Origin of the sequence: Cyclobacterium amurskyense, from assembly GCF_001050135.1 — a bacterium.
GTDB classification, from domain to species: domain Bacteria; phylum Bacteroidota; class Bacteroidia; order Cytophagales; family Cyclobacteriaceae; genus Cyclobacterium; species Cyclobacterium amurskyense.
The window spans coordinates 5471920-5497296 of record NZ_CP012040.1; the positions used below are offsets into that span (position 1 = coordinate 5471920).

A 25377-nucleotide genomic window follows, 5' to 3' on the forward strand; every position below is an offset into this window, starting at 1 on the left:
TCAAAAACCTAAACAGATATACCTCAAAAACAAATATCTTAATATATTTTTTTAGTAACAAATCACTTGTTGAATTTGAAATTTCATTTAGAATTGAAACTAACCCATTCTTACTTTCGGTATCACCATTGGAATCATTAAAATATATTTGATTGATTCTTCTATAAAGGAAATAATGATGAATCTTTATTAGCAACATTAAAATCAATAATATCATTAAGAAATTACCTATCATCACCTTTTTGGTTTATTTCGTTCCTTCTTGGTAACATTGTCGCATCCATGGGTGTAATATTTCTTTCTCTCAATAAACCATCCAATCCTTTTGACTCTCCACGTTGGTTTTCTTCACTTAGGTCTTTAGCTTTTTCATAAATATCATCCACAACATTTTTTAAATGTGATCCATCAATACCAAAATCGTTCACTAATTCATTATATATATCGGATCCTTCAAACTCCTATATATTAATAACATCAGTCATAAAGGTATATGCACCTTCAAAATAGCCACCTATTCCTATTCCAATATTTGGGCCTGGAATAAAACTACCTGATACCGTACCTCCAACTTTATTTATGGACAAATCATCTCTCAATGCCAAATTTATTTCTCCACCACCGATTATACTTTTAACTCCTGGTACGGCATAAAATGCTCCAGCATTAAATCCCATACCTTCAATATCTTTTACGGATTTGGCATTCTTGAAAAACGATAAACTGGAGGACACAATAAATCCTTCCCCTGCTCCTACACCTAAAGTTGGAGTATAAAACCCTGCAAGATTACCATCGAAATCAACCACCAGACCAACTGTTGCACTAGTTGCTATACTAATCACACCAATACCATACATTCCTCTAGCCTCAATCTGATAAGATACAGCTTCAAGTCCATCCAAATCTATCGCTTGAATAGGCGTATTACTCGCAAACTGAAAGGGAGTTAGTTCAGGATACTCTTTGTTCAAAGGATCGACACTCAAAAACTTCGCTATACTCAGATTATATATCCTAAACCCATAGTCATAATGGCTCTTAGAACCCCATTCACCATTAGAATCTTCGTCCTTCCCATTAAACCCATATCGGTAACTACTATCCTGCACACTACGCCCATCCATCGCCAATCCAAAAGGATAATAGTCTGTAGAGTTAATGACGGAAGCCCAAGTTGAGTCCTGGTCTAAATGGATATTGTCACTTACGACGGCCAGAACATTCCCTAGGTGATTGGACAGTTCGTACTTTTTACCTCCCAGGGTTCGGTAGCCTGGTTTGGATGTGGCCGTCATTAAACCTAGTCGGGAACTTCCATAGATTGATTGTTCTATCAAGGTGTCGTTTTTGTAGACAGCCATGACATTACCGCTTGCATCACGAACATAAATGGTCGTATCACTTTCCGTTATCTTGGCTATTCCCTCCCCTGCACCCTGGCCTCCCGATCCGCTCTACTTCTCGGGACAGGCTCTCCCTAAACAGTCTACCAGACTGTTTCTTAACGGACGGTCCTCAGCAGCATCATATCTAAAATGTACTTCGGAAGTATCGTTTTTGTAAACAGCCCTCACCTTACCATAGGGTGTCCAAGCAATACTATCTATACCTTCGGCATTGTCTGCAATTCTCCCGCACAGCCTGGCTCCTCTCTAAAATGATCCAAAGGGATCATTTTTTAACGCTCGGCCCTCAATCTCATCATAGGTGTAATTTTCGGTCTCTGTACCATCCACATTCCTCAGCTTGTTGCTGAAGTCGTAGTATTTATATGTCAAATCATCACGGATTGTCGTTTCATCCCGCCTCTGTAAAGATATGGATTTTCTATTTAATGATTGTTCGACGAAGTCTTTAAAGCCCTTTTTCAACCAAGTTCAAGTTTGGCCTGCCCTGCATTCTGGCCTCCCGATCCACTTTACTTCTCGGGACAGGCTCTCCCTAAAACAGTCCACAGGACTGTTTCTTAACGGTCGGTCCTCATTTGGATCATAACTATAATCCGCATCGTATTTATTTGCACCTGGCGACCTCGAATCAAAGCCAGTGCTTTGTGAACCACTCAAACTTCTGGCCTGAACGATCCTGTGAAGCTGATCATACCCATATACCATGGCCTGCATGCGTTCCGACTCGCTCCCCGCTAGGTGTAGTTTATGCCTTCGTGAGCTGGGTGTAGGTTTGCAATTACACCCTTCTATCCTTTCCAATTTGCAATTGGAATTGGACGGAATTACCAATGATCCACGATTATCAAACCTTCTAATCCATCAAAATTTCATCTGTTTATAATTGTTTTTAACACTCAGAACTTGCCCCGGTTTATCGGGGTGGAATCTCGCATAGCTGATGATCCCTCGGCTTGACGATTTCGTCATGCTCGATTTCCTGATCTCTTATTTGATAAACCTCTCCCATAACTAAAAATAGTCTATCCTTGAATGAATTACAAATGAATGCTGCCCGGGTAACCGAATAAGGTGTCGTTAATTTGGAGGGGGTCTCAAATATCAGTCAAACGGTATTCAAAATTTTTTCCATTTGTTTACTAAAGGGGGTCTTTCAGAAGCCATTGCAAATGGCAAATAAAAGATTTCGTCTTCAAAGTAAGTTAGGGATAACAGGGTGTAGAGGATACACCTAGCCGGGGGACGATATTACCGGTATTTCTAGTCTATCCTTGATTGAATTACAAATAAATGCTGCCTGAGTAACTGAATAAAGTGTCGTTGATTTGGATGGGGTCTCAAAATTTTGTCCATTTGTTTACTTGGATAAGGAGGTCTTTCAGAAGCCATTGCAAATGGCATATAAAAGGTTTCGACTTCAAAGTAAGTTAGGAATAAAAAGGTGTAGAGGATTCTACACCCAGCCGGGGTAAAACGGAAGTATAAAAAAGTTATCGATGTTATTACTTACGATGACTTACTTAAAAGATTAGATTTCACGATTGGACAAATTCAAAAAATGTGATTTGTATATGGAATTACACAAGCTTTTCTTATTCTCAAAAAACACAGATGCGTTTGCCGCCCAACGGGGATATAATTATCAGACACTCAAGACCCTTGAAATCTGGGTCAGCAATTTTCTTAACGATATCAAAGAAGATATTTACTGCGAGTTTGAAGAGGATATTTTTCAAAAGGACTTATTGGCCCAAAAACTTACTTTTCGCCAAATTAAGCTATACTCAAGTAACTTTTCTTTTTCAAGCGAGGAAATTAAAAAATGTATCTGCCATTTTTTTATGCTTCACGTAAAATTAGATTACAATGATTTCTCGAAACAATATGTTTTTGAAACTAACACAAGTATTGCACAGAAATATTTAAAAAACGATGCTGATTTGCTAAGAGAGTGGTTTGAGTACCAAAATCGATTGGACGAAGGGAAACTTGCAAAATATGCCCAGAAAGTAAAAGACATAGTAACTGAGTATATAGAAGGGCAAAAAAAGGCTTTGAAAGATATAGGTGGTCTGAAAGAAGCAGTTGATATATTCGAACAGTTGGAAGACTCATTTTGGCAAGAATTTACCAAAATGATAAAATGGAAATTTATTGGAACTTCACCCGATGATGAGTTCACTTCCACAAAAGCCAACATAGAGCTAATGATACAGAAATTACCCTACGACACTGTTGAGAGCAATTCGAGGCAAGTTTTCGCGGTACTGCTAGATGCTGTTTTTATGGTAATTAATGAAGAGCTGGGTAGCGAACGAAAACTAACTTACGATCAACTAGAGCAGAACCTACTTTCAATTGGCGACAATGAGGATAAATGGTATTCAGGTAGATACAACTATTACAAAATCATTGACCCCATAGACGAATTCAGAATTGGAGAGTTTTATGAAATTTTAGACCTGGCAAACTATTGCCGTAGAAAAAAGTATCTTCACAAACATAAAGATATTTGGAATCCTTTCCTTATTTACTATACACGGAGCATAAAAATAAATCCACTATTCAGGAGAAAATCCATTTATGAAATAGTATTCCTCAATAATGAGTTTTATGAAGTGGATTATGAAAATCTGATCTTTCGTAAGCGACCGGATGGAAGTTTATTAGGGTTTGAAGAGGACATTCGCTACTACTTTAGCGACTTTACTATTTTTAAAACTGCTACAGATATAGAAAATGCTCATAATATTATCAGTTTAGTATTTGTTGCTTCGGAAAATGAAAAATCATTAATAGGGAAAGATGAGCTAAGGAAATGGTTTGTACGACTTTATAGGAAAATCAATCAAAAACTGCTGACTGAAAATAATATCAGTGAAAAATGTAATTTACTTGAACAGAAGGGTACTTTCCTCTTAGGGATAAACAGGTTAAGAAATAGAAGCAATACCGAATTTATCAAGTATTTTGATGAGATTCTAGCTTTGGTTAAGCAAGCTCCCCTTTTCAAACTATCCCAATTTGGCGATAGAATAGAAAAATATATCAAAATGCAGCTCAATATAGATCCTGAAGATGAAATGGGTATTATAGCCTCATTGGAAGATTTTTCTGAGAATCTGTTTCCTTTAGTTGAGAAAAGAGAAGGCAAGGTAAAACTTGCACAAACACAAGTAAAAAGAGGCTGTAGCTATTTAAATACGACGATTCCGAAAAACTTACTGAGAGCATTAGACTATTTTCATAAGGCTAAGGATAACTACCTGCAAGAAGACACTATTGAAGGCTTTATCTTAGTGTTGTTAAATATTGCACAGCTTTACAATTCCGTAGGAATGCACTTTGCTGCCAAGAACTACGCACTAGCTGCGTTTAGAGTGAGTACCAATGAAGAGTTGATTAAAAGAACTGAGAATAGTTTGGCATTGTTGTTTTATTCGGACTTCAAACAAGGATCATGGTTCAATGCCCTTAATATTTTTAGTAAGTACATTAATTTAAGATTAGAATCAAATTTTGACGAGGCTGATTCCGAAGGGGAAAGGAGAGCCACGTTTGACGTGGCGTTTATGTTATATGTAATGAACAGAAGTTCCCACCAGTTTAAATATTTAATCGAAAACTATGTAAGGCACCTTGATTATGTGGGGGAAGATATAATCAAACCTATCCAAGAAAGAATAGGTGTAGAACTACAGTCTGAAGATACCTATAATAGGGCAATCGAAAGACATATTGATGATTTTCCACTTAACGATATTGGAAAAGAGTGTAAAGTTCGTTTTTATGCTTTGGGTAGCTTATGGTGCATCAGCTTTGATAATACACATCAGGTGCGTTCAGTTGCTGAGGAATATATTTCCGCCATCCAAACTGTCTTGGCAGAAATTGCTTTGTCTGATGTTGATTTTCATTTGCTTAAATCTACAATTGAAATAGAGTTAACTTTAAGTGATAAATATCTGCTTCCAGAACAACTTCCATCGAATGAGGTAATAAAGTGGAAAGTTTATATCTGTTTTTCTGATGCAATAGGTGCTGAAAAAATCAACCAACACTCCGCGTTCAACATGATTTCTTTGCGACTTATGCTGGACAACATTAGCGTTTTGCCACAAACAGAATTTGACGAATTATTTTGGAAATTATTCAAAAAGTCAAGGCTTTATAGTAAACAGATCGCTATTAACCTTTATCAAAAGATACACAGGGATATTTATGTTGAAAAAGATTTTGAAGCATTTCAAGCCCCATCTTTTGAAAGAGAACAGCTAAAACTGAATTTCCCAAAAGAAAACAAAGTAATGGTTTGGGAAAGCTCATTAAGTAAGAAATATGATAAAGCATTTAGTTTGGGAGCCATTGAAAACCGTTTTAATAACATGCGGAAATGTACTTACCTCACGTTGGCAGACCTCGGGAAACAGCCTGATTTCCCTGAATGGCTAAATACTTTAAGAAGTCAGGGATACAAAGACTGGCAGATATTGATGAATATGCAAAATTTTATGATCAATTACAAAGTACAGCGTTTCGAGAATAATGAATTTAACAATGAGCAAGAATATGTCGAGCATTTTCAAAAAAAGATGTATGAATATATGAATATGGATGAAAAAAATTGTTATATACAGTTTCCATTGAAAGCTTTCCGGTCAAAAGAATTTATGGAGCAGTTCAATATAGGTTTACTCGCTGTATTGAAAACCTACGGTCTGGAAACTAAATTGATGACTCCTAATTTTAAGGCTATCAAGGAGTTCTTGGATGTTAGGTTTAACTTAGGCAATGATGACTTTAATGAAAATAATCCTCTAAGGGATATATATTGAATAGGAAATTCCCCCGCTAGGTGTAGTTTATGCCTTCGTGAGCTGGGTGTAGGTTTGCAACTACACCCTTCTATCCTTTCCAATTTGCAATTGGAATTGGACGGAATTACCAATGATCCACGGTTATCAAACCCCTCTGCTTCTGGTTTTAATAGTTATTTGAGTTCTCTCAGTATATCGCCAATAATCAAATTTACCACCATAGCCATAGTGATTTCCATTGATAAAAATCACTATGTTTCCATCAGGATCTATTGCATTGGTAGGCTGGTTAAGTGCGTAAGCATATGGGGTTGTTGCAAAATACAATTCATACATGTTGTCAACAACACTCCATCATCCAATCGCCGAATCATACATCCTAGCCCCATAATCGCAGTATTGAAGACCTTTGTCCTCGATCAGCTCCTTGCCGAGAGGTACTTATTCGCCTTTACCCCTCCATATTTACCCCCGCTAGGTGTAGTTTATGCCTTCGTGAGCTGGGTGTAGGTTTGCAAAACACCCTTCTATCCTTTCCAATTTGCAATTGGAATTGGACGGAATTACCAATGATTCACGGTTATCAAACCTTCTAATCCAGCATAATTTCATCTGTTTACAATAGATTTTTATTAGTCAGATGGAATCTCGCATGGCTGATGATCGTCTAATCGCGTAACAATTATGTCATGCTCGATTTCTTGCACTCGAAAACATGTAATCCTCTGGTTTTTCCACAATTCCTGCCCTTACCGGATTCTCATGAATACAATTCAAATGTGAAAAAATAAACCATCTCCTGATCTCTTATTTGATAAACCTCTCCCATAACTAAAAATAGTCTATCCTTGAATGAATAGCAAATGAATGCTGCCCAATTAACCGAATAAGGTGTCGTCGATTTGGATAGGGTCTCAAAAATTTTGTCCATTTGTTTACTAAAGGAGGTCTTTCAGAAACCATTGCAAATGGCATAAAAAAAAAGATTTCGACTTCGAAGTAAGTTAGGAATAAAAGGGTGTTGAGGATTCTACATGAAGCCCTGATCTAGCTCGATGGCTATTTATTCCTTTTCGGTTTCCTGGTAGGTTTCTGATAGTTGCTAAAAATATCCGTGACAATAACGATTTCACTATCAACCTTGTAAATGATTTTGTAATGATATTCCTGCAAATATCGGTGGCCTTTCCGAAGAGATATCAGGTCATCTTCTACTCTCCCTCTATCCGGATAGTTTTCAAGCGTTTCTGCTCTGTCAATTATTTTATTTACAATCTCAGTCGCTTTTTCGGCACTGGCTTCCTCTGAATAATGATCGTAAATCTCTTTCAAGCACATTTTCGCCCACTCTGAAAACCTAACCTCCCTGGATTACCAATGCTTTATTTCTTCCCGGACCTGTTTTGACGTTTTTACACGGCCTTCTCTAATGTCCTTTTCAGACCTTTCCGCCCTGGATATTAGTTCCTCTTTTGTGATAGCTGTGCCATCGGGTTTATATCCAACAGGTGAAGCTATTTGGTCTGCTTTAATCAGCCCATGAATAAGTTTTAACACACGATCATCTGCATGTTGAAGGTATTGGCTTATTTCTTCTCGTATTTTAACTGTGTCCATCGGTTTTTTCTTTTCGTTCCCTAAAGTTAACGATTCCATATTACATTTTGATTGGTTCCAATGGAGGATATTTAAGTTTTTGGCTTTTCTTAGGCGGTAAACAAAAAAGTTCCACCCGATGTATTTCATAATGTTTTCGGCTGTCATCAGAATAATATTCTGTTTAGATTTGTCCCTTTAAAGCTAGATAAGGTTTTTTAAATTAAAGTTCATCCCAGTCTGGGTGTAGGTTTGCAAAACACCCTTCTTTTATTTTCAATTTGCAATTGGAATTGGACGGAATTACCAATGATTTCATCTCATACTTATTCACAGCTATTCTAATCTAATCCAGCAGATCAAATTTATTTCCCCCTTGCCCTTATGCAACATTTAAAAGTAAAACACTTTGGATTGCATCCTTTTCGCACTATCTATAAGCTGATCCGGAAATTTATCCACATCCCCACAAATAGCCCATGACTAAAAAAATAAAACCCTAACCTATTGAAAATCAATAAGCTAGGGTTTTATTCAGTAGAGAGTGGGGGATTCGAACCCCCGGTACGCTATTAGGCGTACGACAGTTTAGCAAACTGCTGGTTTAAGCCACTCACCCAACTCTCTAAGTATTGGTGAAGCATGTAAACAAATTAATCTTGATTTTTTAAAGCCTGCTTATTGTATATAACAATCAACAAAAAATGCTTTCTCAAATCCACAACTAAATATCAATTCCGACCGCTTCCCGATCAGTGATGCAAATATAAACCAATATTCTTCAATTTAACAAAACCAAAACAAGAAAAAAGGGGACTTTTTTATCGGTTTAGCCGGAAACGAGGGCTAATTGATTTTAAGCCAGTAGGATAAATTCTAAAACAATTTCTAAACTTTTCCCCGATTAAATAAAGCCTCTTTTAAAATCGACCTAGAATTCCTTTCTTTGCAAGCCAAACTATTATTTCTTTGAAGATGAAAATAATTGCCATAGGCCGAAATTATGCGGCACATATAGAAGAACTTAACAACGAAAGACCTGATTCACCTGTTGTATTTATGAAACCGGACACGGCTTTGCTAAAAGACAATGCCCCTTTTTATCATCCGGAATATTCCGACAATATTCATCATGAAGTGGAATTGGTCCTCAAAATAAACAAAGAAGGCAAATACATTCAACAGCAGTTTGCCCACAAATATTACAACGAAATTGGAATTGGCATAGACTTTACTGCCAGAGATTTGCAGCAAAAGTGCAAAGAAAAAGGCCTTCCATGGGAAATTGCCAAGGCTTTTAATGGCTCTGCCCCATTAGGTCAGTTTAAACCGATCAGCGATTTTCCAGATATTTCCAATATCAACTTTCACCTTGACATCAACGGGGAACGTCGCCAAACTGGTAACACTTCCCTTCTACTCTTTTCTTTTGATGTAATTATCTCTTATGTATCGCAATTTTTCACCCTTAAAACCGGTGACCTGATCTATACCGGCACACCTGCAGGTGTGGGCAAAGTTAATATTGGTGACAGGTTGGAGGCTTATGTGGAAGATGAAAAATTGCTGGATTTTGAAATTAAATAAAGGCCTATACACTTTACTATTCGTATGCATTGCCCTTGTCTTTCTCTCTCAAACTCAGAAAGGCTATTACCTATTTCCCATCAAACCCGGCCAGCAAAATTTCCTTGCTGGCAATATGAGCGAAATAAGGAGCAATCATTTTCATACCGGACTTGACATCAAAACGGAAGGCAGACAAGGTTTGGCCGTACTCGCTTCTGCGGATGGTTACGTTTCCAAAATCAAAGTTTCTTCTTTCGGCTATGGCAATGTGCTTTACCTCAAACACACCAATGGAACAAGCACGGTGTATGCCCATCTCAGGAGCTTTGAATCGCCAATAGCGAAATTCATGCAGGGTAAAATATATGAAGCCCGTGAAAATGAATTGGAATACACGTTAAAACCTGGAGAATTGCCCATTTCTCAGAGAGACACCATTGCTTATTCCGGCAACACTGGTAGTTCGGGTGGTCCCCACCTGCATTTTGAAATCAGGGATTCACTGAACAGGGCCATCGATCCCCTACATGCTGGCTTCAAAGAAATAGTGGACACCACCTCCCCCATAGTTCGAAGGGTCGCCATAAGTCCGCTAACACCTGACAGCCGGGTCAATGGAATGTATCGCCGACAAGAATTCTCTCTTATCTATAGTTCTGGCGCATTTCAGGTACAGCCTACGATTAAAATTTCAGGAAAGGTGGGCATTGAAGTACTGGCCTACGATCAGTTGGATGAAATGTACAATAGAAATGGGTTTCCTATTTTTGAAATTTATGAGGCCGACAAAAAAATATTTAGAGCTGAGGTCAATGAAATAGATTTCAACATTGGCCGCCATATTCTCCTACACACCTATCGGAACCGTTATACTCGGCTTTACAAAAAACCAAACAACAAGTTTTCATTTTACGAACCCGATACAGTATTAAGTGGGGCCATATCAGCCATGCCTGGTGAGGAAAAATCCATAACTGTAAAATTATTGGATGCCTATGCCAATGAATCAGACTTGAGGATCCAATTCAGTGGTGAGCTTGCTCCAACTGACTTAGAAGGCATAAACTATACCTCTGGCAATAGTCAAATAGATTACCAAGAGAATGTGTTGATCTTAAACAGTACAGCCGCTGAAGAAGGGGATTTGGCCATTGTTCATGTAAATGGCTTGTCTATGGAGCTGCCTTACGCCTATGCAGGAAGAAATAAACGGACCTACCTGTGGGACATGCGTCTGGGCGTTCCCGATTCCATTGACCTATGTTCCGAAACCATTCTGCCAGAAGTTGAAGCCAGGATCCCTGCGGGAGAAGAACTGCTGTTCGACAATGGAGAAGTAAGAATAAACTTTGAAAAAGAAAGCTTGCTGGATGACCTTTATTTAAGAATTGGACATTTTGAAGAGAAGGGTTTGAAAGGATTGACCATCAATGACCAATTTGATTACCTTTGGCAACAAGTTTCAGTGAGAATGAAAGTCGATAATTTCCAGGGAGACACTTCCAAAACCCATATGTATCAATTGTACAGAAACGGGCATAAAAATTTTGTAGGTGGCAACTGGCAGGTTCCATTTATAAATTTCAAAACCAGGGTTTTTGGAGATTTCGTATTGGCCACCGACAGCATTCCACCCTCAATTCGGGCAGTACGTGTCAATAGTCGAGAAATTAGGTTTGTAATCAAAGACAATTTGTCTGGAATAAAGGATTTTAATGCTTGGGTAGATGGAAAATGGACACAGATGAGGTATGAACACAAGCAAGCCATAATATGGTCTGACCCGCTACCTGGCACTACTTTAAAAGGAGAGGTTTTGCTAAAAGTAAGAGATCGAGCAAATAACGAGGCCATTTATAAGGGAAACATTTAATTTATTCCGATATTTAAGGGCTAAAATCAATAGTAATAAAAAAAACTACAACTATGTCACTAGAAGTAGGCCAAACGGCACCTGACTTTGAGTCAAAAGATCAAGATGGAAATCCCATCAAGTTATCCGATTTTCAAGGAAAAAAAGTAGTCTTGTACTTTTACCCAAAAGACAATACCCCCGGATGCACTGCCCAGGCCTGTAATTTGAGAGACAACTACGAAAGTCTCCAAAAAGCCGGCTATGTAGTCTTAGGGATAAGTTCAGATGCGGAGAAATCTCATAAAAAATTCATTGAGAAATTTGAGCTACCCTTTCCGCTCATTGCTGATGAAGACAAAAGTGTACATGAAAAATATGGAACCTGGGTAGAGAAAAACATGTATGGAAGAAAATACATGGGCACAGCCAGAACCACTTTTATTATTGATGAAAAGGGAGTAATTGAAGAAATTATTTCAAAAGTTAAAACAAAGGAACACACCAATCAAATTATTAAATAATTCCAAATCAATGGAAAAAAAATCAACCGAACAATTAGAAGCAATCTGCTCCCAGGTAAGAAGAGATATTTTACGAATGGTGCATGCCTGTCAATCAGGTCATCCAGGAGCATCTTTGGGCTGTACTGAGTTTTTCGTAGCCCTGTACTTTGACCAAATGACAAATAACCCAGATTTCAATATTGATGGACCTGGAGAAGATCTATTTTTCCTTTCAAATGGACATATATCACCCGTATGGTACAGTGTATTGGCCAGAAGCGGTTATTTCGAGACAAGTGAATTAAAAACTTTCCGTAAATTAAATAGCAGATTACAGGGACATCCAGCCACTGAAGAAGGACTACCGGGTATACGTGTAGCTTCCGGTTCTTTGGGCCAAGGACTATCTGTAGCCATAGGTGCTGCATTTGCAAAAAAAATCAATAACGATGACAAAACTGTCTATGTCCTAATGGGAGATGGAGAGCAGCAAGAAGGACAGATTTGGGAAGCCGCTCTAAGTGCTCCTCACCATAAACTGGACAATATCATCGCAACCATAGACCTTAACGGTCAACAAATAGATGGACCTACCAAGGACATTATCAACCTTGGAGATCTAAAAGCCAAATGGGAAGCTTTTGGCTGGGAAGTCATCGTAACCGAGCATGGCAATGACATGTCAGGTGTAGTCCAAGGGCTGGAAAAAGCAAAAAGTCTCCTTGGAAAAGGAAAACCAGTATTGAACCTGTTACATACCGACATGGGCTACGGAGTAGATTTCATGGTTGGCACTCACAAATGGCATGGTGTAGCTCCAAATGACGAGCAACTAGAAAATGCCTTAGGACAACTGAAAGAAACCCTTGGTGATTATTGATTTCGGTGATAACAGATCTAAAAAAGTTTGAATAATGGAAAATAAATTGGATACAAAATATACATACACTGAAAAAAAGGACACCAGGTCCGGGTTTGGTGATGGTCTACTAGAAGCAGGTAGAAAAAACGAAAACGTGGTTGCACTTTGTGCTGACCTTATTGGTTCATTGAAAATGGGAGCCTTCCAAAAGGAATTCCCTGAGCGTTTTTTCCAAATGGGTATCTCAGAAGCCAACATGATAGGTGCTGCTGCAGGACTAACCATTGGAGGTAAAATACCTTTCACAGGTACATTTGCCAACTTTTCTACAGGACGTGTATATGATCAAATCAGACAGTCTGTAGCTTATTCTGAAAAGAATGTGAAGATTTGTGCCTCTCATGCAGGACTTACTTTAGGAGAAGATGGTGCTACTCACCAAATCCTTGAAGACGTAGGCATGATGAAAATGCTTCCAAATATGACGGTTATAAATCCTTGTGATTACAACCAAACAAAGGCAGCAACCATGGCTATCGCTGAGCATGAAGGCCCTGTTTACCTTAGATTCGGCAGACCAAAATGGCCTATTTTCACTCCTGAAAACCAGGAATTTGTAATAGGTAAAGCCTGGAAAATGATCGAAGGTACAGACGTAACTATTTTCGCTACAGGACACCTTGTATGGGAAGCAGTAGAAGCAGAAGCTATATTAAGAGCTGAAGGCATCTCTGTAGAACTTATAAACATTCACACCATCAAACCTCTCGATACTGAGGCCATATTGGCATCTGTTGCCAAAACAGGTTGTGCAGTAAGTGCAGAAGAACATCAATTCAATGGTGGCTTGAATGACAGTATTGCGCAGACATTGATCAGAAATCAACCAGCCCCTCTTGAGTTTATCGGTGTTGACGATTCCTTTGGAGAATCAGGAACACCTGCTGAGCTATTGGAGAAATATGGTTTGAACGCCAAAAACATTGTTGAAGCTGCTAAAAGAGCAATTTCAAGAAAGTAAACTGTTCTAATAATAATAATAATAATTGAAGCGAGGAAAACTTAAAACTTTCCTCGCTTTTTTTGTAATAATGCGAACAAAATATAAAGTCATAGCCAAAATCAAACCATCACCTGTTGATTTTAAAATGGGCTAAAGTCAGGAACATTGTTCCCCTGCCATCGAACCCTTTTAAATTGGCATTTTACTATTTTCTTCAGCCACTTATGAAATAGACACTTGGTTAGCTCATGCTTATCTTTTACTTTTATAAACAACTAACCATTTATCTTCAAATGAAATACCAACCCATTGCCCCAGTTGTCCTTTTATTATTTTCAGCTATCTTTCTATTTGCAGAAATGCCTACAGCCACGGCCCAAATCCTTTCCTTTGAGGAACGGGATGGAGGATTGCTTTTACTTTCGGATGGAAAGCCCCGACTGTTTTACCAAATGGAAACGATAAGTGAGAATGGACAATATCCAAGAGCAAATTACCTTCACCCTGTGTTTGACACCAAAGGAGAGATAGTCACAGAGGACTTCCCCAAAGACCATTTACACCACCGAGGGATTTTTTGGACATGGCATCAGCTATGGGTGGATGATTTGAGAATTGGTGACCCTTGGATAAGTGAAGGCGTTGAATGGGAAGTAAAGAAAAGTAAAACTAAAATTCATCCCAACAATTCCGCAACCATTGAGCTCAAAGTGATTTGGAAAGGCAATAAGGTATTGAAAAAGAACATTATTGAAGAAAACACAATCATCACTTTCCAATCTATAGGAAGTCAAGCGTATAAAATAACCTTTGATATTACTTTAAAACCATTGACTTCTGGAGTACGAATAGGTGGTTCTGAAGACGCTAAAGGCTACGGAGGATTCTCTCCAAGAATAAAATTATCCGAAAACGCAGGCTTTTTTGATGAAAATGGCCCTGTGACACCTGACAATCTTCCTGTTGCTGCAGGTGATTGGATCAACATCACGAAAAATGGTCCTGATGACGCAGGTGTTGTAATTATGGGTGAACCGGACAAACTTCCCTCCTACCAAGGGTGGATTCTTCGAAAACGAAACAGCATGCAAAACATGGCATTCCCAGGTCAAGAACCCTTATTGTTAGATAAAAAAGAGCCATTGCACTTCAGAAACCAATTGATTATTCATCAAGGAATGACAACTCAAGAAATAATAAATCAATACAGAATATTTAGAAATCAAGCTAATTATTAAAAGTCTAAATGAAAAAAGCCACGGTCAATGACCATGGCTTTTTAACTGTTTAATAGTAAAGGATAGACCTAAGCCTATTCAAGTTTATTATTTTACTGGCTCTGGGAGTTCAACTGACCCTTTATCTTCTACTACTTCTTTACCCATGGCATCAAATTTCTTTTTGATTTCTTCACCAGGAGTTTCTGATTCGAATTTCAATAAGTAGTGAACCTGTGCCTCTTCCATCACCTGATGGGCCTCAACTATTTTCAAGTCTTTCAACTGCAAATCATTCTGAATAGCTTCCTTTACTTTTTCAGGAAGACTTTCAGGATCAATTTTAGTTGTTTCTTGGTACCATTCTTGCGAAACAAACACTTCAGTTGTTCCTGCATTGGCAAAAGCAAAAACAGTCATTGCGGCGACACTCAAAATTAACTTTTTCATGGCATTTTAAATTTATTGGTTTAAATAATAATTGGTTAAACAATACTTTTTAAATATTATTTTCAATTATACTTAGCCAAATGCCATGCCAAGTAATTTTACATACATTCAATTAAAATAAAACAGGCCTTATTTCTTATTAAACAATGTTTTTATTAATTAGAAGAAATTGTAAAGAAAAAGAACCTGTAACCCTAAACACATAAATATGTGGAGCACACTCCACAAACTGTAAATAACCTTAACAATTTATACACAATTACACAAAAGGTTATTTTATTATATAAAAAGTATATTTTTAATTTGAATAGTATAATTTATTCTGATATTAAGAGATGTAGGCTGAAAAATGATACTATAATTGAGAAATAGAAGGGTTTATAATTGTTCGCTCAAGATTACCCGTTTCACTTACTATTTCCTTTGACCTGATTTGCTGTTTTTCAATTCCTTCATCAAGTCCTCTAAATAATCAATTTGCACTTCCTGGACTTCAAGCAGTTTTTTATTTTGATGCACCAATAGATGATCAATTTTTTCATTCAGCAGCTGAATTTCAAGTTCGGACTTAAGGTTGATTTTGTAATCAAGTTCAGCTCTCTGTCTATCTTTTTGTCCCTGCCGGTTTTGGCTCATCATTATAATCGGCGCCTGTATAGCAGCAATACAGGAAAGCATTAAATTCAACAATATAAATGGATAGGGGTCAAAAGTATTACTGGCAAGCAACCAAATGTTTGCTACGATCCACAAAGTCAGAAATGAAAAGAAAGCAATAATAAAAGTCCAACTCCCTCCGAAAGAGGCGATTTTATCCGCCATCCTTTGGCCTAAGCTTATAGCAGTATCAATGTCTTCTTGTAAGTTTTCAGAAAGTATGGAATTGTTACGAATGGCATCCATAACATCCTTGTCAATAGCCGCTAAATCTCCTTTTTCTTGCTCGATAAGTTTAGTTAAATACAGTCTGCGGTATTTATTTAGCTCTCCAATTGAAATATTGCTTTCTCTGGAAAAATCAGGGTATTGGGATTTAATAAAGTCGAAAATTCCGTCTCGGATTTCATTCCCATTGACAACTTCCCCTCTATTGATCTCCTTTTTTGATAAATGGCTTTTGTTCATTTTAGTATAGGTTTATAACACCCTCGTTACGCCATATTTTAACCCTAATGCATAATACGAGTTTAAAATCAATTTATGGATTTCCATCAATAGACCAAAATAAGCATTGGTAAACTTATAATAACAGTCAATTTCTATCTTGGAACAAGTGCCATTGTTCCTTCCTTCATAGGATTATGAACACAATAAGACCTTTCCAATCAAGGATAATGCTACTTTAGCTAAACTTAAGACTTGCTATATTCCTCGAATTAAAAATAATACCTTACGGCAAGGCTTGGTTGGTCCAAAAAACCATCCACTTCAAAAACCCAACCTTTGTCCTCATAGTTGTTAATATTGTGAGCGCTAACGGTACTCTTATTATTAAACTTAAAAAATTGACTTTCTATAAATATTAGTTCAAAGCTAAATTTTTCACTTGGAAAATAAGCCAATCCCAGGTTCCCAAAAAGGGCGAGTTGATTTAATTTTTGCTGTGAAGAGTATAACCACTCTTCATTGGCAATAACTGATTCAATAAAATAATCAGTATAGGAGTACCTGATCCCATAGGTACCTATCATAAACAACTTGGGGCGAATTTCAATGTGTTTTCTCAATCCCACAAAAACATCCCATTCTTTTCTTTCCCACCCAGAAGAATTGGGATTTTGGTTGAACCTTTTATTTCTCCTTTTATAATAACTACCACCACCTATGATACTGAGCCGATCTTTAATAAAATAAGAATAGCTAGGTGTTAAACTGAAGAAATCATTCTGTTGTTTTTCTTGATCAGGTAAATCTACAGATCTATCACTCCATTCGAATTCCAAGCCCACAGAATGATTTCCTTGCGAAATCTGGGCATTTGCCTCTTGACCCATAGAATAAAACCCTAAGCAAACAAAAAAGATTAAAAACTTTTTCATTGGTCTTTTTGATTAATAAAATAAATGATTCCTATGCTGTTGGCGGTAATTAAATCTAAAGCAAACCGTGTATCATCATATTCCTGATTTGCTCCTGAAGAATTATATGACTTATGATAAACCAGACCACCCAAAGTAGCTTCTACCATCCATTTGGGGCTAATTTTATAGGAAGCTCCAGGGGATAAAGACAATCCAAATGATCTGGGCTTACTTTCCTCTTCAAAGGATGAATTATAGGTGGCTTTGGGTTCTAAAAAAAAGTAAAAATTATCGACCACCGGAAAATATCTTCTAAAAAACAGGCCTATACCTCCTGAAACTGTAATAGAACTGATTTTTTCGTTATTTGATGTAATGTTTTTATTCCAATAAAAATTAACCTGAGGATTGATACCTATGACAGATAAGTCACTAATAAAGTAACCCAAATTTGGACTAAGGTTTATAGCGAGATAGGTGGAACGGCTTGTAGTTGAACTCTCTGCCTTATTTATGGAAAAACCAAAATTCCCCCCAACATACCGATTTCCTTTTTCAAATTGCGCAAAAGCAGTAGAGATCCCGGAAATAAAAAAGAGCAATAAGAGACATTGTTTCATATTATAGACCTGGTTAAACTTCATGAATTTTATTACTTATTTATTCAGGTAAAGCTAATCGCATTGTATTACGAAATACTTAGTCTAACAGTTGTGGATTGTTACTAAAAATTTATTTTTCACACATAATTCTTAAGAAGTGCTTAGTAAACCACATTTCATGTCTCATAATCCAATAAAATGAATTGGCATCCCTTTGAAAATTTACACGTTAGGAAGAATCGATTGGGAATCTACTTGTTATCAGACACATTGACTTTAGGTAAAAGAAATAACATTTCCTCCTCCTACTCCATAGTTTCATTTCCGTTAATACAAGAGGCTACTGTCCAAAGTCCTCTCCATATAATTTAAGCCTAGCCCTCTCCTCTTTGAAAGGAAAACCTTATATTTGCGCCTCTATAATTAGGAAGTAATTGACAATATGGATATTCAAGAAAGCATTTTAAAGACAATAGCAGCGGCCTTTGAGCAACTATTTAAACATAAGGTAGAAAGTGAAGACCTAAGCCTTCAGCCTACCAGAAAAGAATTTGAAGGCAGCTATACCTTTGTATTGTTTCCTTATTTAAAAATCACAAAAGGCTCGCCTGAACAATCTGGGGAGAAAATTGGTAATTTTCTGAAAGAAAACCATCCTTCGGTAGCTGATTTCAATGTGGTTAAAGGATTTTTAAACATCAATCTTTCTTCTGCTTTTTGGATAGACCTTTTGACGCAATTAATGGCTGAAAAAGAGCCTGGGTATTTTCCTCCTAGAAATCAGAAGGTAATGGTCGAATACAGTTCTCCAAACACGAACAAACCATTACACCTGGGCCACCTTAGAAACAACTTTCTTGGCTTTTCTGTATCTAACATTCTCAGTGCCTATGGTTATGAGGTCATTAAAACCAATCTTGTAAACGATAGAGGAATTCATATTTGTAAGTCCATGGTGGCTTATCAAAAATTAGGGAACAATGAAACCCCTGAAATGGCAGGTTTGAAAGGTGACCATTTGGTAGGCAAGTACTATGTACTCTTTGATCAGGAATACAAGAAGCAAATAAAGGAGTTAATGGCTGAAGGCATGACTGAGGAACTTGCCAAAAAAGAAGCCCCATGGATGAAAGAAGCACAAGAATCCTTGGTAAAGTGGGAATTGGGAGACGAAGAAACGGTTAGCCTTTGGAAAAAATTAAACAACTGGGTTTATCAGGGCTTCAATGAGACCTATAAAAAGATGAACGTTTCTTTTGACCAGTATTATTATGAATCAGACACTTACCTTTTAGGTAAAGACATTGTGACGGAAGGTCTGGAAAAAGGCGTATTCTTCAAGAAGGAAAACGGCTCTGTTTGGGCAGACTTAAGCCAACAAGGGCTTGACGAAAAACTTGTTTTGAGAGCTGATGGTACATCTGTATACATGACTCAGGACATGGGCACTGCGGACCTAAAATTCAAAGACCATGGCATAGACAAGTCTGTTTATGTAGTGGGTAACGAACAAGATTATCACTTTGAAGTTTTATTTAAAATCATGGGTTTATTGGAGCGCCCTTATGCCAACAACCTATATCATCTTTCCTACGGCATGGTAGACTTACCATCTGGAAAAATGAAGTCCCGAGAAGGAACAGTGGTAGATGCGGATGATCTTATTCAGGAAATGGTGGATACGGCACGTGCCCACACACAAGAGCTCGGTAAAATAGATGGCTTTAGCCAAGAAGAAGCAGAAAAATTGTACGAGATGTTGGGTTTAGGAGCAATCAAATACTTCCTTCTAAAGGTAGACCCTAAAAAGCGAATGTTGTTCAACCCTCAGGAGTCGATTGAATTCCAAGGGAACACCGGCCCTTTTATCCAATATACCCATGCCAGAATTGCAGCTATCTTAAGAAAAGCAGACCAAATCGGTTTGGATTATAATGCCAATAGTTTTGATGGTATAGGCGAATTGGAAAATGTTGAAAAGCAATTGGTATTTATGCTTGCTGATTATTCTAAAAAAATAGAAATGGCAGCAGAGGACCTATCTCCGGCAGTTATCGCTCAGTATTTATTTGATTTAGCAAAGGAGTATAACCGATTTTATGCGGAACTTCCTATATTTAGTGAAGCAAAAAACAAAGTTCAATCCTTTAGGGTTACTTTATCTAACAGCGTAGCTAGAACAATAAGCTCAGGAATGAAGTTATTGGGAATAGATGTTCCACAAAAAATGTAATTATGAAATCAATATTTTATGTTTTCGCGATAAGCCTTGTTGCTTTTCAGTCTCCTTTGCAAAAACGGATACCTGATACACCAGTTGATCCTAATCTTCAAGAAAACAAAAGCACAGAAATCATGAAGGAAAGCAATAGTATTTATGATTTCACCATGAATGATATAGATGGTAAACCTGTTGACCTGGCTAAATACAAAGGCAAGAAATTGCTACTTGTCAATGTGGCTTCAAAATGTGGTTATACCCCACAATATGCCGAACTACAAGAGCTGTATGAAGCTTATAAGGATAAATTGACCATACTTGCTTTCCCCGCCAATAACTTTGGTGGGCAAGAGCCTGGAAGTAGTGAAGACATCAAATCATTCTGCTCCGAGAATTACGGTATTTCCTTTCCTATTTTTGAGAAAATCTCCGTTAAAGGTGTTGACAAGCACCCACTTTACAGATGGCTATCAGACAAGAAGCAAAACGGCTGGAACAATGAAGAACCGTCATGGAATTTTTGCAAGTATTTCATCAATGAAAAAGGTGAGTTGGTTAAGTTCTTTCCTTCTGCAGTGAAGCCAATGGACAGTGAAATAATCAAATTAATTGATGCCTAAAAACAAACGGCTAGGATCAAAAGTCAGTATTCCGCTACTGAAATTCACTCCTATTATTACCTATTACCATAAATACCAACAAAGTTGACCATTACCACCAAAAAACAAGCCTGGATCCATGCATTAAGGTTAAGAACGCTCCCTCTTGCTTTGTCGAGTATTTTCATGGGCAGTTTTATCGCCTTTCAAAAATCCGGCTTTAGATGGTCAATATTATTATTGGCCGCTGTCACAACTACCTTATTGCAGATCTTGTCCAACCTTGCCAATGATTATGGAGACAGCATAAATGGTGCAGATCATGATGGCAGGCAGGGTCCGGTAAGGGCTGTTCAATCAGGTCTTATTCAGGCTTCTGAAATGAAAATAGCGGTGATAATTTTCTCAGCCCTATCTTTAATCAGCGGGCTGATATTGTTAATTATCGCGTTGGAAGACATCTATAAGTTTCTATTGTTTTTGGGCATTGGTATTTTAGCCATTATCGCGGCAATCGCGTATACATCAGGAAAAAAGCCTTATGGTTATGCCGGCTTAGGTGACATTTCTGTATTTTTGTTTTTTGGATGTGTGGGTGTCATGGGTACCTATTATTTGCATACCTTGACATTTGACCCATCATTATGGTTACCTGCAGCATCAATTGGACTACTTAGTACAGCAGTTTTGAACATCAATAACATCAGGGACATAGAATCAGACAAAGTGGCCGGAAAACTTTCTATACCTGTTAGAATAGGGAAAAAAGCAGCACAGACCTATCATTGGACCCTTATTGTTAGCGCCTTGATATTACTATTCGTTTTTATAATAATAGAACAAGCCTATGGAGCATTGGCATTTTTGTTGATGGCACCAAGCATATTAAAAACTGGCTGGGCTGTAGGTAAATTTGAAACACCGGAGAAATTGGACCCTTATCTAAAAATAATGGCCTTTTCAACACTGTTTTGTGTGTTATTTTTTGGTATCGGATGGATGATTTTTTAAACAATTGAGCCATTTTGTACCTAAAATGTTTACATTTATGTAGTTTAATTGAATTCAAAATTTAAACAGCATCATATCTATGAAAAGTATCTTAGTACCTTATGATTTTTCAGAAGAGGCTGGATATGCCTTTGAACTCGCTCAGGAATTAGCAACCAAGGTAGCATGCAAACTTAAGCTTATACACATTATAGAAATCCCCACTTCTCAAAATTTCAATACAATGGGAGAAGTAAGCATGGGTGAAAATTTTATTGATAAAATCTACATGGTGGATTTAGTCAATAAAAGGAAAGAACAATTGAAGAAAATGGAGGAAGAACATGCAGGCAAAGCCTACAAATTTTCCACTAACATCACTTTTGGAAATCCTTACGCGGGCATCTCTGGAGAGATCACAGAAATAAAAGCGGACTTGGTAATCATGGGCTCAAAGGGGTCAAGCGGTCTTGAAGAGATACTGATAGGCTCAAATACAGAAAAAGTTGTTAGACACTCTGAATGCCCGGTAATAACCGTCAAAGCTCAGGTCAGTTCCAATTCTATTAAAAAGATTGTGTTTGCTAGTGATTTTGGGGAAAATGGTAAAAAAGTCATCAAAAAACTCAAAACACTTCAGGAACTTTTAGGTGCAGAGATTCGACTAGTGAAAATTAATACACCCAACTCCTTTGAAAAAACAATCACTTCGATGGAAAAGATTAACGCTTTTATTAAAGCAAATAATCTTGAGAATACTGCCATAGATGTCTTCAATGCAGACAGCGAAGAAGAAGGAATTAATGAATTTGCCGATTATATAGATGCAGATTTGATAGCAATGGCCACACATGGTAGAACTGGCTTTTTACACCTCTTAGGCGGCAGTATAGCTGAAGATGTTGTCAATAGTTCTAAAAAACCAGTTTGGACAATGAAGTTCAAAAAATAAAAAGAGAGAATGGGTAGAAAGAAAAGCAATGATTGGAAAAAGAGAGATGGGGTAGTTTACTCTACCGCAGACAGCTATAATTTTGATCTTGAAAACGAAGGGAGTGAGCAACCACTTCCACCCAAGCAGCAAAACTTGAAGGTTTTATTGGATAAAAAATCAAGGGGTGGAAAACAAGTAACAATAGTGACCGGGTTTATTGGACAGGAAGATGATTTAAAATCTTTAGGAAAAGACCTTAAGGCCAAGTGTGGGGTAGGTGGAAACACCAAGGATGGTGAGATTCTAATCCAAGGAGACCAAAGAGAGAAAGTAATTGATTACCTGACAGGTATAGGCTATAAAGCCAAAAAGTCCGGTGGATAAAACCGGACTTTTAATTTTTTAATAGCTTTTAGTAAATTAAGATAACAGCAATAAAAAAATTCACCGACCGTTTTGGGGATTTTACCGACAAGGCTTGCATGTTCATCGACTATTTATTTGTCGTTTTTAAATACTTTTTATATTTGAATATTAAATTTTTATAAACCGGTAAATCCGGCAGAATGGAAGGAGACGTAAGTAGCCAAACATTCACAGCATTTAGAAACAGCAATCATGGGACAGTTTAGATTATTAAGCTTTAGCACCAATTTATACAACTTAAAAAGTGACGCTTTTTATTTAGATTGGGATGAGTGTAAGCAATTAATGCAAAACATGAAATCCTGGAGGGAAGTTAATGAGTTGTTGATTCTTTCAATACCAGAAAGAACAGAAATAATTTATTATAGCGAGGTGGATTTGGAGGATAAAATTTTTGATGCACTTTCCGATTGTAAAAAAATTGGCTTACCGCTAAAAAGTGAGTTTCAACAGACTAGTGATGAGGAAAAGTTGCTGGTTTACCTTTCTGAACTATGTTTCGGTGTACAAGCTTCTAATTATGGCACTACTCCACTCTTTCCAAGCTTTATTCAGGCCTATGAATTGGCTTCACAAAATGAAATGGTCGGTGAATATCTTGGACAATGGTGGGAGAATTTGATATCAACCAATAAGCTGATAAAAAAGCATGTGGATTATCAGTTGCCAAATTTTTCGATAACCTACACCGTTTCAGATCTTGTCACAGATTTATCGAAAAAATTAAAAACCCCAAAGATCGCAATTATGGGGTTCAATTCCTTAAGCAAAAGAATTTTCAAAAACCTAACCTGCAAAGGGTTTAAGAATATAACCATAGTTGATAAAAGTATAGCCCCCTTTTCATCTTTATCAAAGGCAGAATTAAACAACTTTATATTCGAACCTATCTCAGAGGTTGAAAATGTAATAAAAGACAATGATATTTTAATATCTACCCTTGAGGATGCGCAGCAATCCCTTCAATTGTCTTACTTTCAAAAGGATTTTAACACCATGAAAATATTAATTGACCTCTCTATTAAAAGCAATTTAACAAGTATTTTGAATAAAATTAGCCAGGTAATTCCTTTTAATCTTACAGATATTTACAAAATAATTGAGCAGAAAATGGAGATCAATAAAAAATGGATGAGAAAAGCCAAGCCAATTATTTCAGAGAAAAACTTGGAGTTCTTTCAATGGATAGACACTAAAAAAAGTCAAGAAATGGTAACAGTAGCCAATGAGTTACTGGGAGAAAGCATCCATAATAACCAATATTCTAAGGTATTAATTTCTGAGGAGCCTTATTCTAACCTTGAGATTGATGACAATAGGATCAATACACTTTTACTAAAAAAATCAATTGCGAAAATAAAAAGCAATACACAATACAAAGACATCATCAACTACAATAAAATGGTGAATGATTTCTACCAATACAATTAATTTTTTTTTATTCATTTTTTACTCTTATTTTTTTCTAAAAAAGTTTTCCTTTATTGGGTTTTAGGATAACAGTTTTTTCAGTATCTCATTTTTTTTATTTTTTTTTCGTTTGATGAGGCAGGATTAGGTGGCAAGTGTCCACCATTCCCTTGCCCCATTCAGCACTTGTACCCAAAACAATAATTGACAGTCCACAGCCAAATTATGCTTACAAAGCCAGTATCAAGTCAAAATTTAACCCGGATTATGTAATAGAATTTCTCCGCCCTGACTGTCAGGGGTGAAGCCTGTCCCGTGTTTACGGGAAGTGTTGCAATCGTAAGACAATCAGGCTGTTTGGAGATTTTAGCATAGCACCGCTATGGTGAAATTGAAAACAGCAACGAAGTGGCTGATTTTGAAGCGATTTCAGCACGTAATAAAATGTCTATTGCATATTTCGGGTTTAAATAAAGAGTAAAATGGATGGGCCTAGGCTTAGGGCTATTCTCAGTCTTTAAATCAATGGCTAATCAAAAACTTAAGTGTTTTTTCAAGGTCTTAGTAGCTAAGACAAACCTAGGCAGGGTAGTCAAGATGTGGCTCTAAAAAAGCTGATTTCATTATTGTTATGCTACTACTAAACTGAAGTTGAGAAAACCTATTGTAGAATCCGGATTAAAAGAGCTGCTTTTATCACAGTAATCCTCTTTTTTTTTTGCAAGTTTGCAATAGCTGACTAAATTTGCAATACTATGATGATATCAGGAAGTTTACGCTTTACCTCTAAATTTTTATACCCGGCAAATGCACACATGCATCATGCAGGTCATCATACCTCCTAAAATAGCGATTTTCCTCCATCTAATCCCTTACTCGTGGAGAAGCAA

General features: G+C 37.1%; 22 protein-coding genes, 1 tRNA gene and 1 pseudogene. 13 read left to right on the forward strand and 11 right to left on the reverse strand.

Annotation, left to right across the window (positions count from 1 at the left end; all coding sequences use genetic code 11):
• Nucleotides 1–224: 224 nt before the first annotated feature.
• The 3 genes from CA2015_RS21880 to CA2015_RS21890 all read right to left on the reverse strand — a co-directional run bounded on the left by CA2015_RS21880 (nucleotide 225) and on the right by CA2015_RS21890 (nucleotide 2213).
• Nucleotides 225–428, reverse strand: a complete 204-nt coding sequence (locus tag CA2015_RS21880; RefSeq protein WP_048643824.1) for a hypothetical protein — start codon at nucleotides 426–428, stop codon at nucleotides 225–227.
• Nucleotides 429–461: 33 nt separating this feature from the next.
• A complete protein-coding gene (locus CA2015_RS21885) occupies nucleotides 462–1364 on the reverse strand; it encodes an RHS repeat domain-containing protein (protein WP_048643825.1) in 903 nt (300 codons plus the stop codon).
• A gap of 516 nt (nucleotides 1365–1880) precedes the next feature.
• Nucleotides 1881–2213, reverse strand: coding sequence for a hypothetical protein (locus tag CA2015_RS21890; protein ID WP_157470571.1), 333 nt, complete (start codon nucleotides 2211–2213; stop codon nucleotides 1881–1883).
• 770 nt (nucleotides 2214–2983) lie between these two features.
• Here CA2015_RS21890 and CA2015_RS21895 point away from each other — a divergent pair.
• Nucleotides 2984–6247, forward strand: coding sequence for a hypothetical protein (locus CA2015_RS21895; RefSeq protein WP_048643827.1), 3264 nt, complete (start codon nucleotides 2984–2986; stop codon nucleotides 6245–6247).
• Between the two features lie 126 nt (nucleotides 6248–6373).
• On the opposite strand, the gene CA2015_RS21900 is transcribed toward CA2015_RS21895, so the two are convergent.
• From CA2015_RS21900 to CA2015_RS21915, 4 genes and pseudogenes are all read right to left on the reverse strand, one after another.
• Nucleotides 6374–6565 carry a hypothetical protein gene (locus CA2015_RS21900; RefSeq protein ID WP_048643828.1) on the reverse strand — a complete coding sequence of 64 codons (192 nt, stop codon included), beginning with the start codon at nucleotides 6563–6565 and terminating at the stop codon, nucleotides 6374–6376.
• 723 nt (nucleotides 6566–7288) lie between these two features.
• Nucleotides 7289–7579 (reverse strand): annotated as a pseudogene (locus tag CA2015_RS21905) (type II toxin-antitoxin system RelE/ParE family toxin); the annotation flags it as partial.
• A gap of 21 nt (nucleotides 7580–7600) precedes the next feature.
• Nucleotides 7601–7885, reverse strand: coding sequence for a hypothetical protein (locus CA2015_RS21910; RefSeq protein WP_157470572.1), 285 nt, complete (start codon nucleotides 7883–7885; stop codon nucleotides 7601–7603).
• Between the two features lie 478 nt (nucleotides 7886–8363).
• Nucleotides 8364–8452, reverse strand: a tRNA-Ser gene (locus CA2015_RS21915).
• Nucleotides 8453–8800: 348 nt separating this feature from the next.
• Between CA2015_RS21915 and CA2015_RS21920 the strand changes: the two genes are divergently transcribed.
• From CA2015_RS21920 to CA2015_RS21945, 6 genes are all read left to right on the forward strand, one after another.
• The gene (locus CA2015_RS21920) at nucleotides 8801–9412 is read left to right on the forward strand and encodes a fumarylacetoacetate hydrolase family protein (RefSeq protein ID WP_048643831.1); all 612 of its coding nucleotides are present in this window, start codon (nucleotides 8801–8803) and stop codon (nucleotides 9410–9412) included.
• Nucleotides 9399–11267: a M23 family metallopeptidase gene (locus CA2015_RS21925; protein ID WP_240477869.1), complete on the forward strand. Its 1869-nt coding sequence runs from the start codon at nucleotides 9399–9401 to the stop codon at nucleotides 11265–11267. The genes CA2015_RS21920 and CA2015_RS21925 overlap by 14 nt, the downstream gene beginning before the upstream one ends.
• Nucleotides 11268–11320: 53 nt before the next feature.
• Nucleotides 11321–11770 (forward strand): thioredoxin-dependent thiol peroxidase, encoded by a 450-nt coding sequence (gene bcp / locus CA2015_RS21930; RefSeq protein ID WP_048643833.1) that lies wholly within the window; start codon nucleotides 11321–11323, stop codon nucleotides 11768–11770.
• Nucleotides 11771–11780: 10 nt separating this feature from the next.
• Nucleotides 11781–12632, forward strand: a complete 852-nt coding sequence (locus CA2015_RS21935) for a transketolase (protein WP_048643834.1) — start codon at nucleotides 11781–11783, stop codon at nucleotides 12630–12632.
• A 34-nt stretch (nucleotides 12633–12666) separates the two neighbouring features.
• Nucleotides 12667–13635 carry a transketolase family protein gene (locus tag CA2015_RS21940; protein WP_048643835.1) on the forward strand — a complete coding sequence of 323 codons (969 nt, stop codon included), beginning with the start codon at nucleotides 12667–12669 and terminating at the stop codon, nucleotides 13633–13635.
• 275 nt (nucleotides 13636–13910) lie between these two features.
• Nucleotides 13911–14855 (forward strand): DUF6807 family protein, encoded by a 945-nt coding sequence (locus CA2015_RS21945; protein ID WP_048643836.1) that lies wholly within the window; start codon nucleotides 13911–13913, stop codon nucleotides 14853–14855.
• A gap of 87 nt (nucleotides 14856–14942) precedes the next feature.
• On the opposite strand, the gene CA2015_RS21950 is transcribed toward CA2015_RS21945, so the two are convergent.
• From CA2015_RS21950 to CA2015_RS21965, 4 genes are all read right to left on the reverse strand, one after another.
• A complete protein-coding gene (locus tag CA2015_RS21950; protein ID WP_048643837.1) occupies nucleotides 14943–15284 on the reverse strand; it encodes a hypothetical protein in 342 nt (113 codons plus the stop codon).
• Nucleotides 15285–15698: 414 nt separating this feature from the next.
• Nucleotides 15699–16409 carry a DUF1003 domain-containing protein gene (locus CA2015_RS21955; protein WP_048643838.1) on the reverse strand — a complete coding sequence of 237 codons (711 nt, stop codon included), beginning with the start codon at nucleotides 16407–16409 and terminating at the stop codon, nucleotides 15699–15701.
• Between the two features lie 251 nt (nucleotides 16410–16660).
• A complete protein-coding gene (locus tag CA2015_RS21960; RefSeq protein WP_048643839.1) occupies nucleotides 16661–17323 on the reverse strand; it encodes a TonB-dependent receptor in 663 nt (220 codons plus the stop codon).
• Nucleotides 17320–17925 (reverse strand): outer membrane beta-barrel protein, encoded by a 606-nt coding sequence (locus CA2015_RS21965; protein ID WP_169786504.1) that lies wholly within the window; start codon nucleotides 17923–17925, stop codon nucleotides 17320–17322. Before CA2015_RS21965 ends, CA2015_RS21960 begins: the two co-directional genes overlap by 4 nt.
• A gap of 424 nt (nucleotides 17926–18349) precedes the next feature.
• On the opposite strand from CA2015_RS21965, the gene argS reads away from it, so the two are divergent.
• The 6 genes from argS to CA2015_RS21995 all read left to right on the forward strand — a co-directional run bounded on the left by argS (nucleotide 18350) and on the right by CA2015_RS21995 (nucleotide 24508).
• Nucleotides 18350–20140, forward strand: coding sequence for an arginine--tRNA ligase (gene argS, locus CA2015_RS21970; RefSeq protein WP_048643841.1), 1791 nt, complete (start codon nucleotides 18350–18352; stop codon nucleotides 20138–20140).
• A 2-nt stretch (nucleotides 20141–20142) separates the two neighbouring features.
• On the forward strand, nucleotides 20143–20748 hold the full coding sequence (locus CA2015_RS21975; RefSeq protein WP_048643842.1) for a glutathione peroxidase: 606 nt from the start codon (nucleotides 20143–20145) through the stop codon (nucleotides 20746–20748).
• Nucleotides 20749–20832: 84 nt separating this feature from the next.
• Complete coding sequence (locus CA2015_RS21980; RefSeq protein WP_048643843.1) at nucleotides 20833–21738, forward strand: 1,4-dihydroxy-2-naphthoate polyprenyltransferase; 906 nt, start codon at nucleotides 20833–20835, stop codon at nucleotides 21736–21738.
• 79 nt (nucleotides 21739–21817) lie between these two features.
• Nucleotides 21818–22669: a universal stress protein gene (locus CA2015_RS21985; RefSeq protein WP_048643844.1), complete on the forward strand. Its 852-nt coding sequence runs from the start codon at nucleotides 21818–21820 to the stop codon at nucleotides 22667–22669.
• A 9-nt stretch (nucleotides 22670–22678) separates the two neighbouring features.
• A complete protein-coding gene (locus CA2015_RS21990; RefSeq protein ID WP_048643845.1) occupies nucleotides 22679–23035 on the forward strand; it encodes a translation initiation factor in 357 nt (118 codons plus the stop codon).
• A 234-nt stretch (nucleotides 23036–23269) separates the two neighbouring features.
• On the forward strand, nucleotides 23270–24508 hold the full coding sequence (locus tag CA2015_RS21995) for a glutamyl-tRNA reductase (RefSeq protein WP_048643846.1): 1239 nt from the start codon (nucleotides 23270–23272) through the stop codon (nucleotides 24506–24508).
• Nucleotides 24509–25377: the final 869 nt, after the last annotated feature.

What these genes read in the sequence shown, in the direction of transcription:
- CA2015_RS21940 (WP_048643835.1), top strand. Translation starts at nt 12,667, where the DNA reads ATGGAAAATAAATTGGATACAAAATATACATACACTGAAAAAAAGGAC.
- CA2015_RS21990 (WP_048643845.1), top strand. Translation starts at nt 22,679, where the DNA reads ATGGGTAGAAAGAAAAGCAATGATTGGAAAAAGAGAGATGGGGTAGTT.
- CA2015_RS21945 (WP_048643836.1), top strand. Translation starts at nt 13,911, where the DNA reads ATGAAATACCAACCCATTGCCCCAGTTGTCCTTTTATTATTTTCAGCT.
- CA2015_RS21950 (WP_048643837.1), bottom strand. Translation starts at nt 15,284, where the DNA reads ATGAAAAAGTTAATTTTGAGTGTCGCCGCAATGACTGTTTTTGCTTTT.
- CA2015_RS21895 (WP_048643827.1), top strand. Translation starts at nt 2,984, where the DNA reads ATGGAATTACACAAGCTTTTCTTATTCTCAAAAAACACAGATGCGTTT.
- argS (WP_048643841.1), top strand. Translation starts at nt 18,350, where the DNA reads ATGGATATTCAAGAAAGCATTTTAAAGACAATAGCAGCGGCCTTTGAG.
- CA2015_RS21955 (WP_048643838.1), bottom strand. Translation starts at nt 16,409, where the DNA reads ATGAACAAAAGCCATTTATCAAAAAAGGAGATCAATAGAGGGGAAGTT.
- CA2015_RS21965 (WP_169786504.1), bottom strand. Translation starts at nt 17,925, where the DNA reads ATGAAACAATGTCTCTTATTGCTCTTTTTTATTTCCGGGATCTCTACT.
- CA2015_RS21885 (WP_048643825.1), bottom strand. Translation starts at nt 1,364, where the DNA reads ATGGCTGTCTACAAAAACGACACCTTGATAGAACAATCAATCTATGGA.
- CA2015_RS21900 (WP_048643828.1), bottom strand. Translation starts at nt 6,565, where the DNA reads ATGTATGAATTGTATTTTGCAACAACCCCATATGCTTACGCACTTAAC.
- CA2015_RS21910 (WP_157470572.1), bottom strand. Translation starts at nt 7,885, where the DNA reads ATGGAATCGTTAACTTTAGGGAACGAAAAGAAAAAACCGATGGACACA.
- bcp (WP_048643833.1), top strand. Translation starts at nt 11,321, where the DNA reads ATGTCACTAGAAGTAGGCCAAACGGCACCTGACTTTGAGTCAAAAGAT.
- CA2015_RS21995 (WP_048643846.1), top strand. Translation starts at nt 23,270, where the DNA reads ATGGGACAGTTTAGATTATTAAGCTTTAGCACCAATTTATACAACTTA.
- CA2015_RS21960 (WP_048643839.1), bottom strand. Translation starts at nt 17,323, where the DNA reads ATGAAAAAGTTTTTAATCTTTTTTGTTTGCTTAGGGTTTTATTCTATG.
- CA2015_RS21985 (WP_048643844.1), top strand. Translation starts at nt 21,818, where the DNA reads ATGAAAAGTATCTTAGTACCTTATGATTTTTCAGAAGAGGCTGGATAT.
- CA2015_RS21975 (WP_048643842.1), top strand. Translation starts at nt 20,143, where the DNA reads ATGAAATCAATATTTTATGTTTTCGCGATAAGCCTTGTTGCTTTTCAG.
- CA2015_RS21920 (WP_048643831.1), top strand. Translation starts at nt 8,801, where the DNA reads ATGAAAATAATTGCCATAGGCCGAAATTATGCGGCACATATAGAAGAA.
- CA2015_RS21935 (WP_048643834.1), top strand. Translation starts at nt 11,781, where the DNA reads ATGGAAAAAAAATCAACCGAACAATTAGAAGCAATCTGCTCCCAGGTA.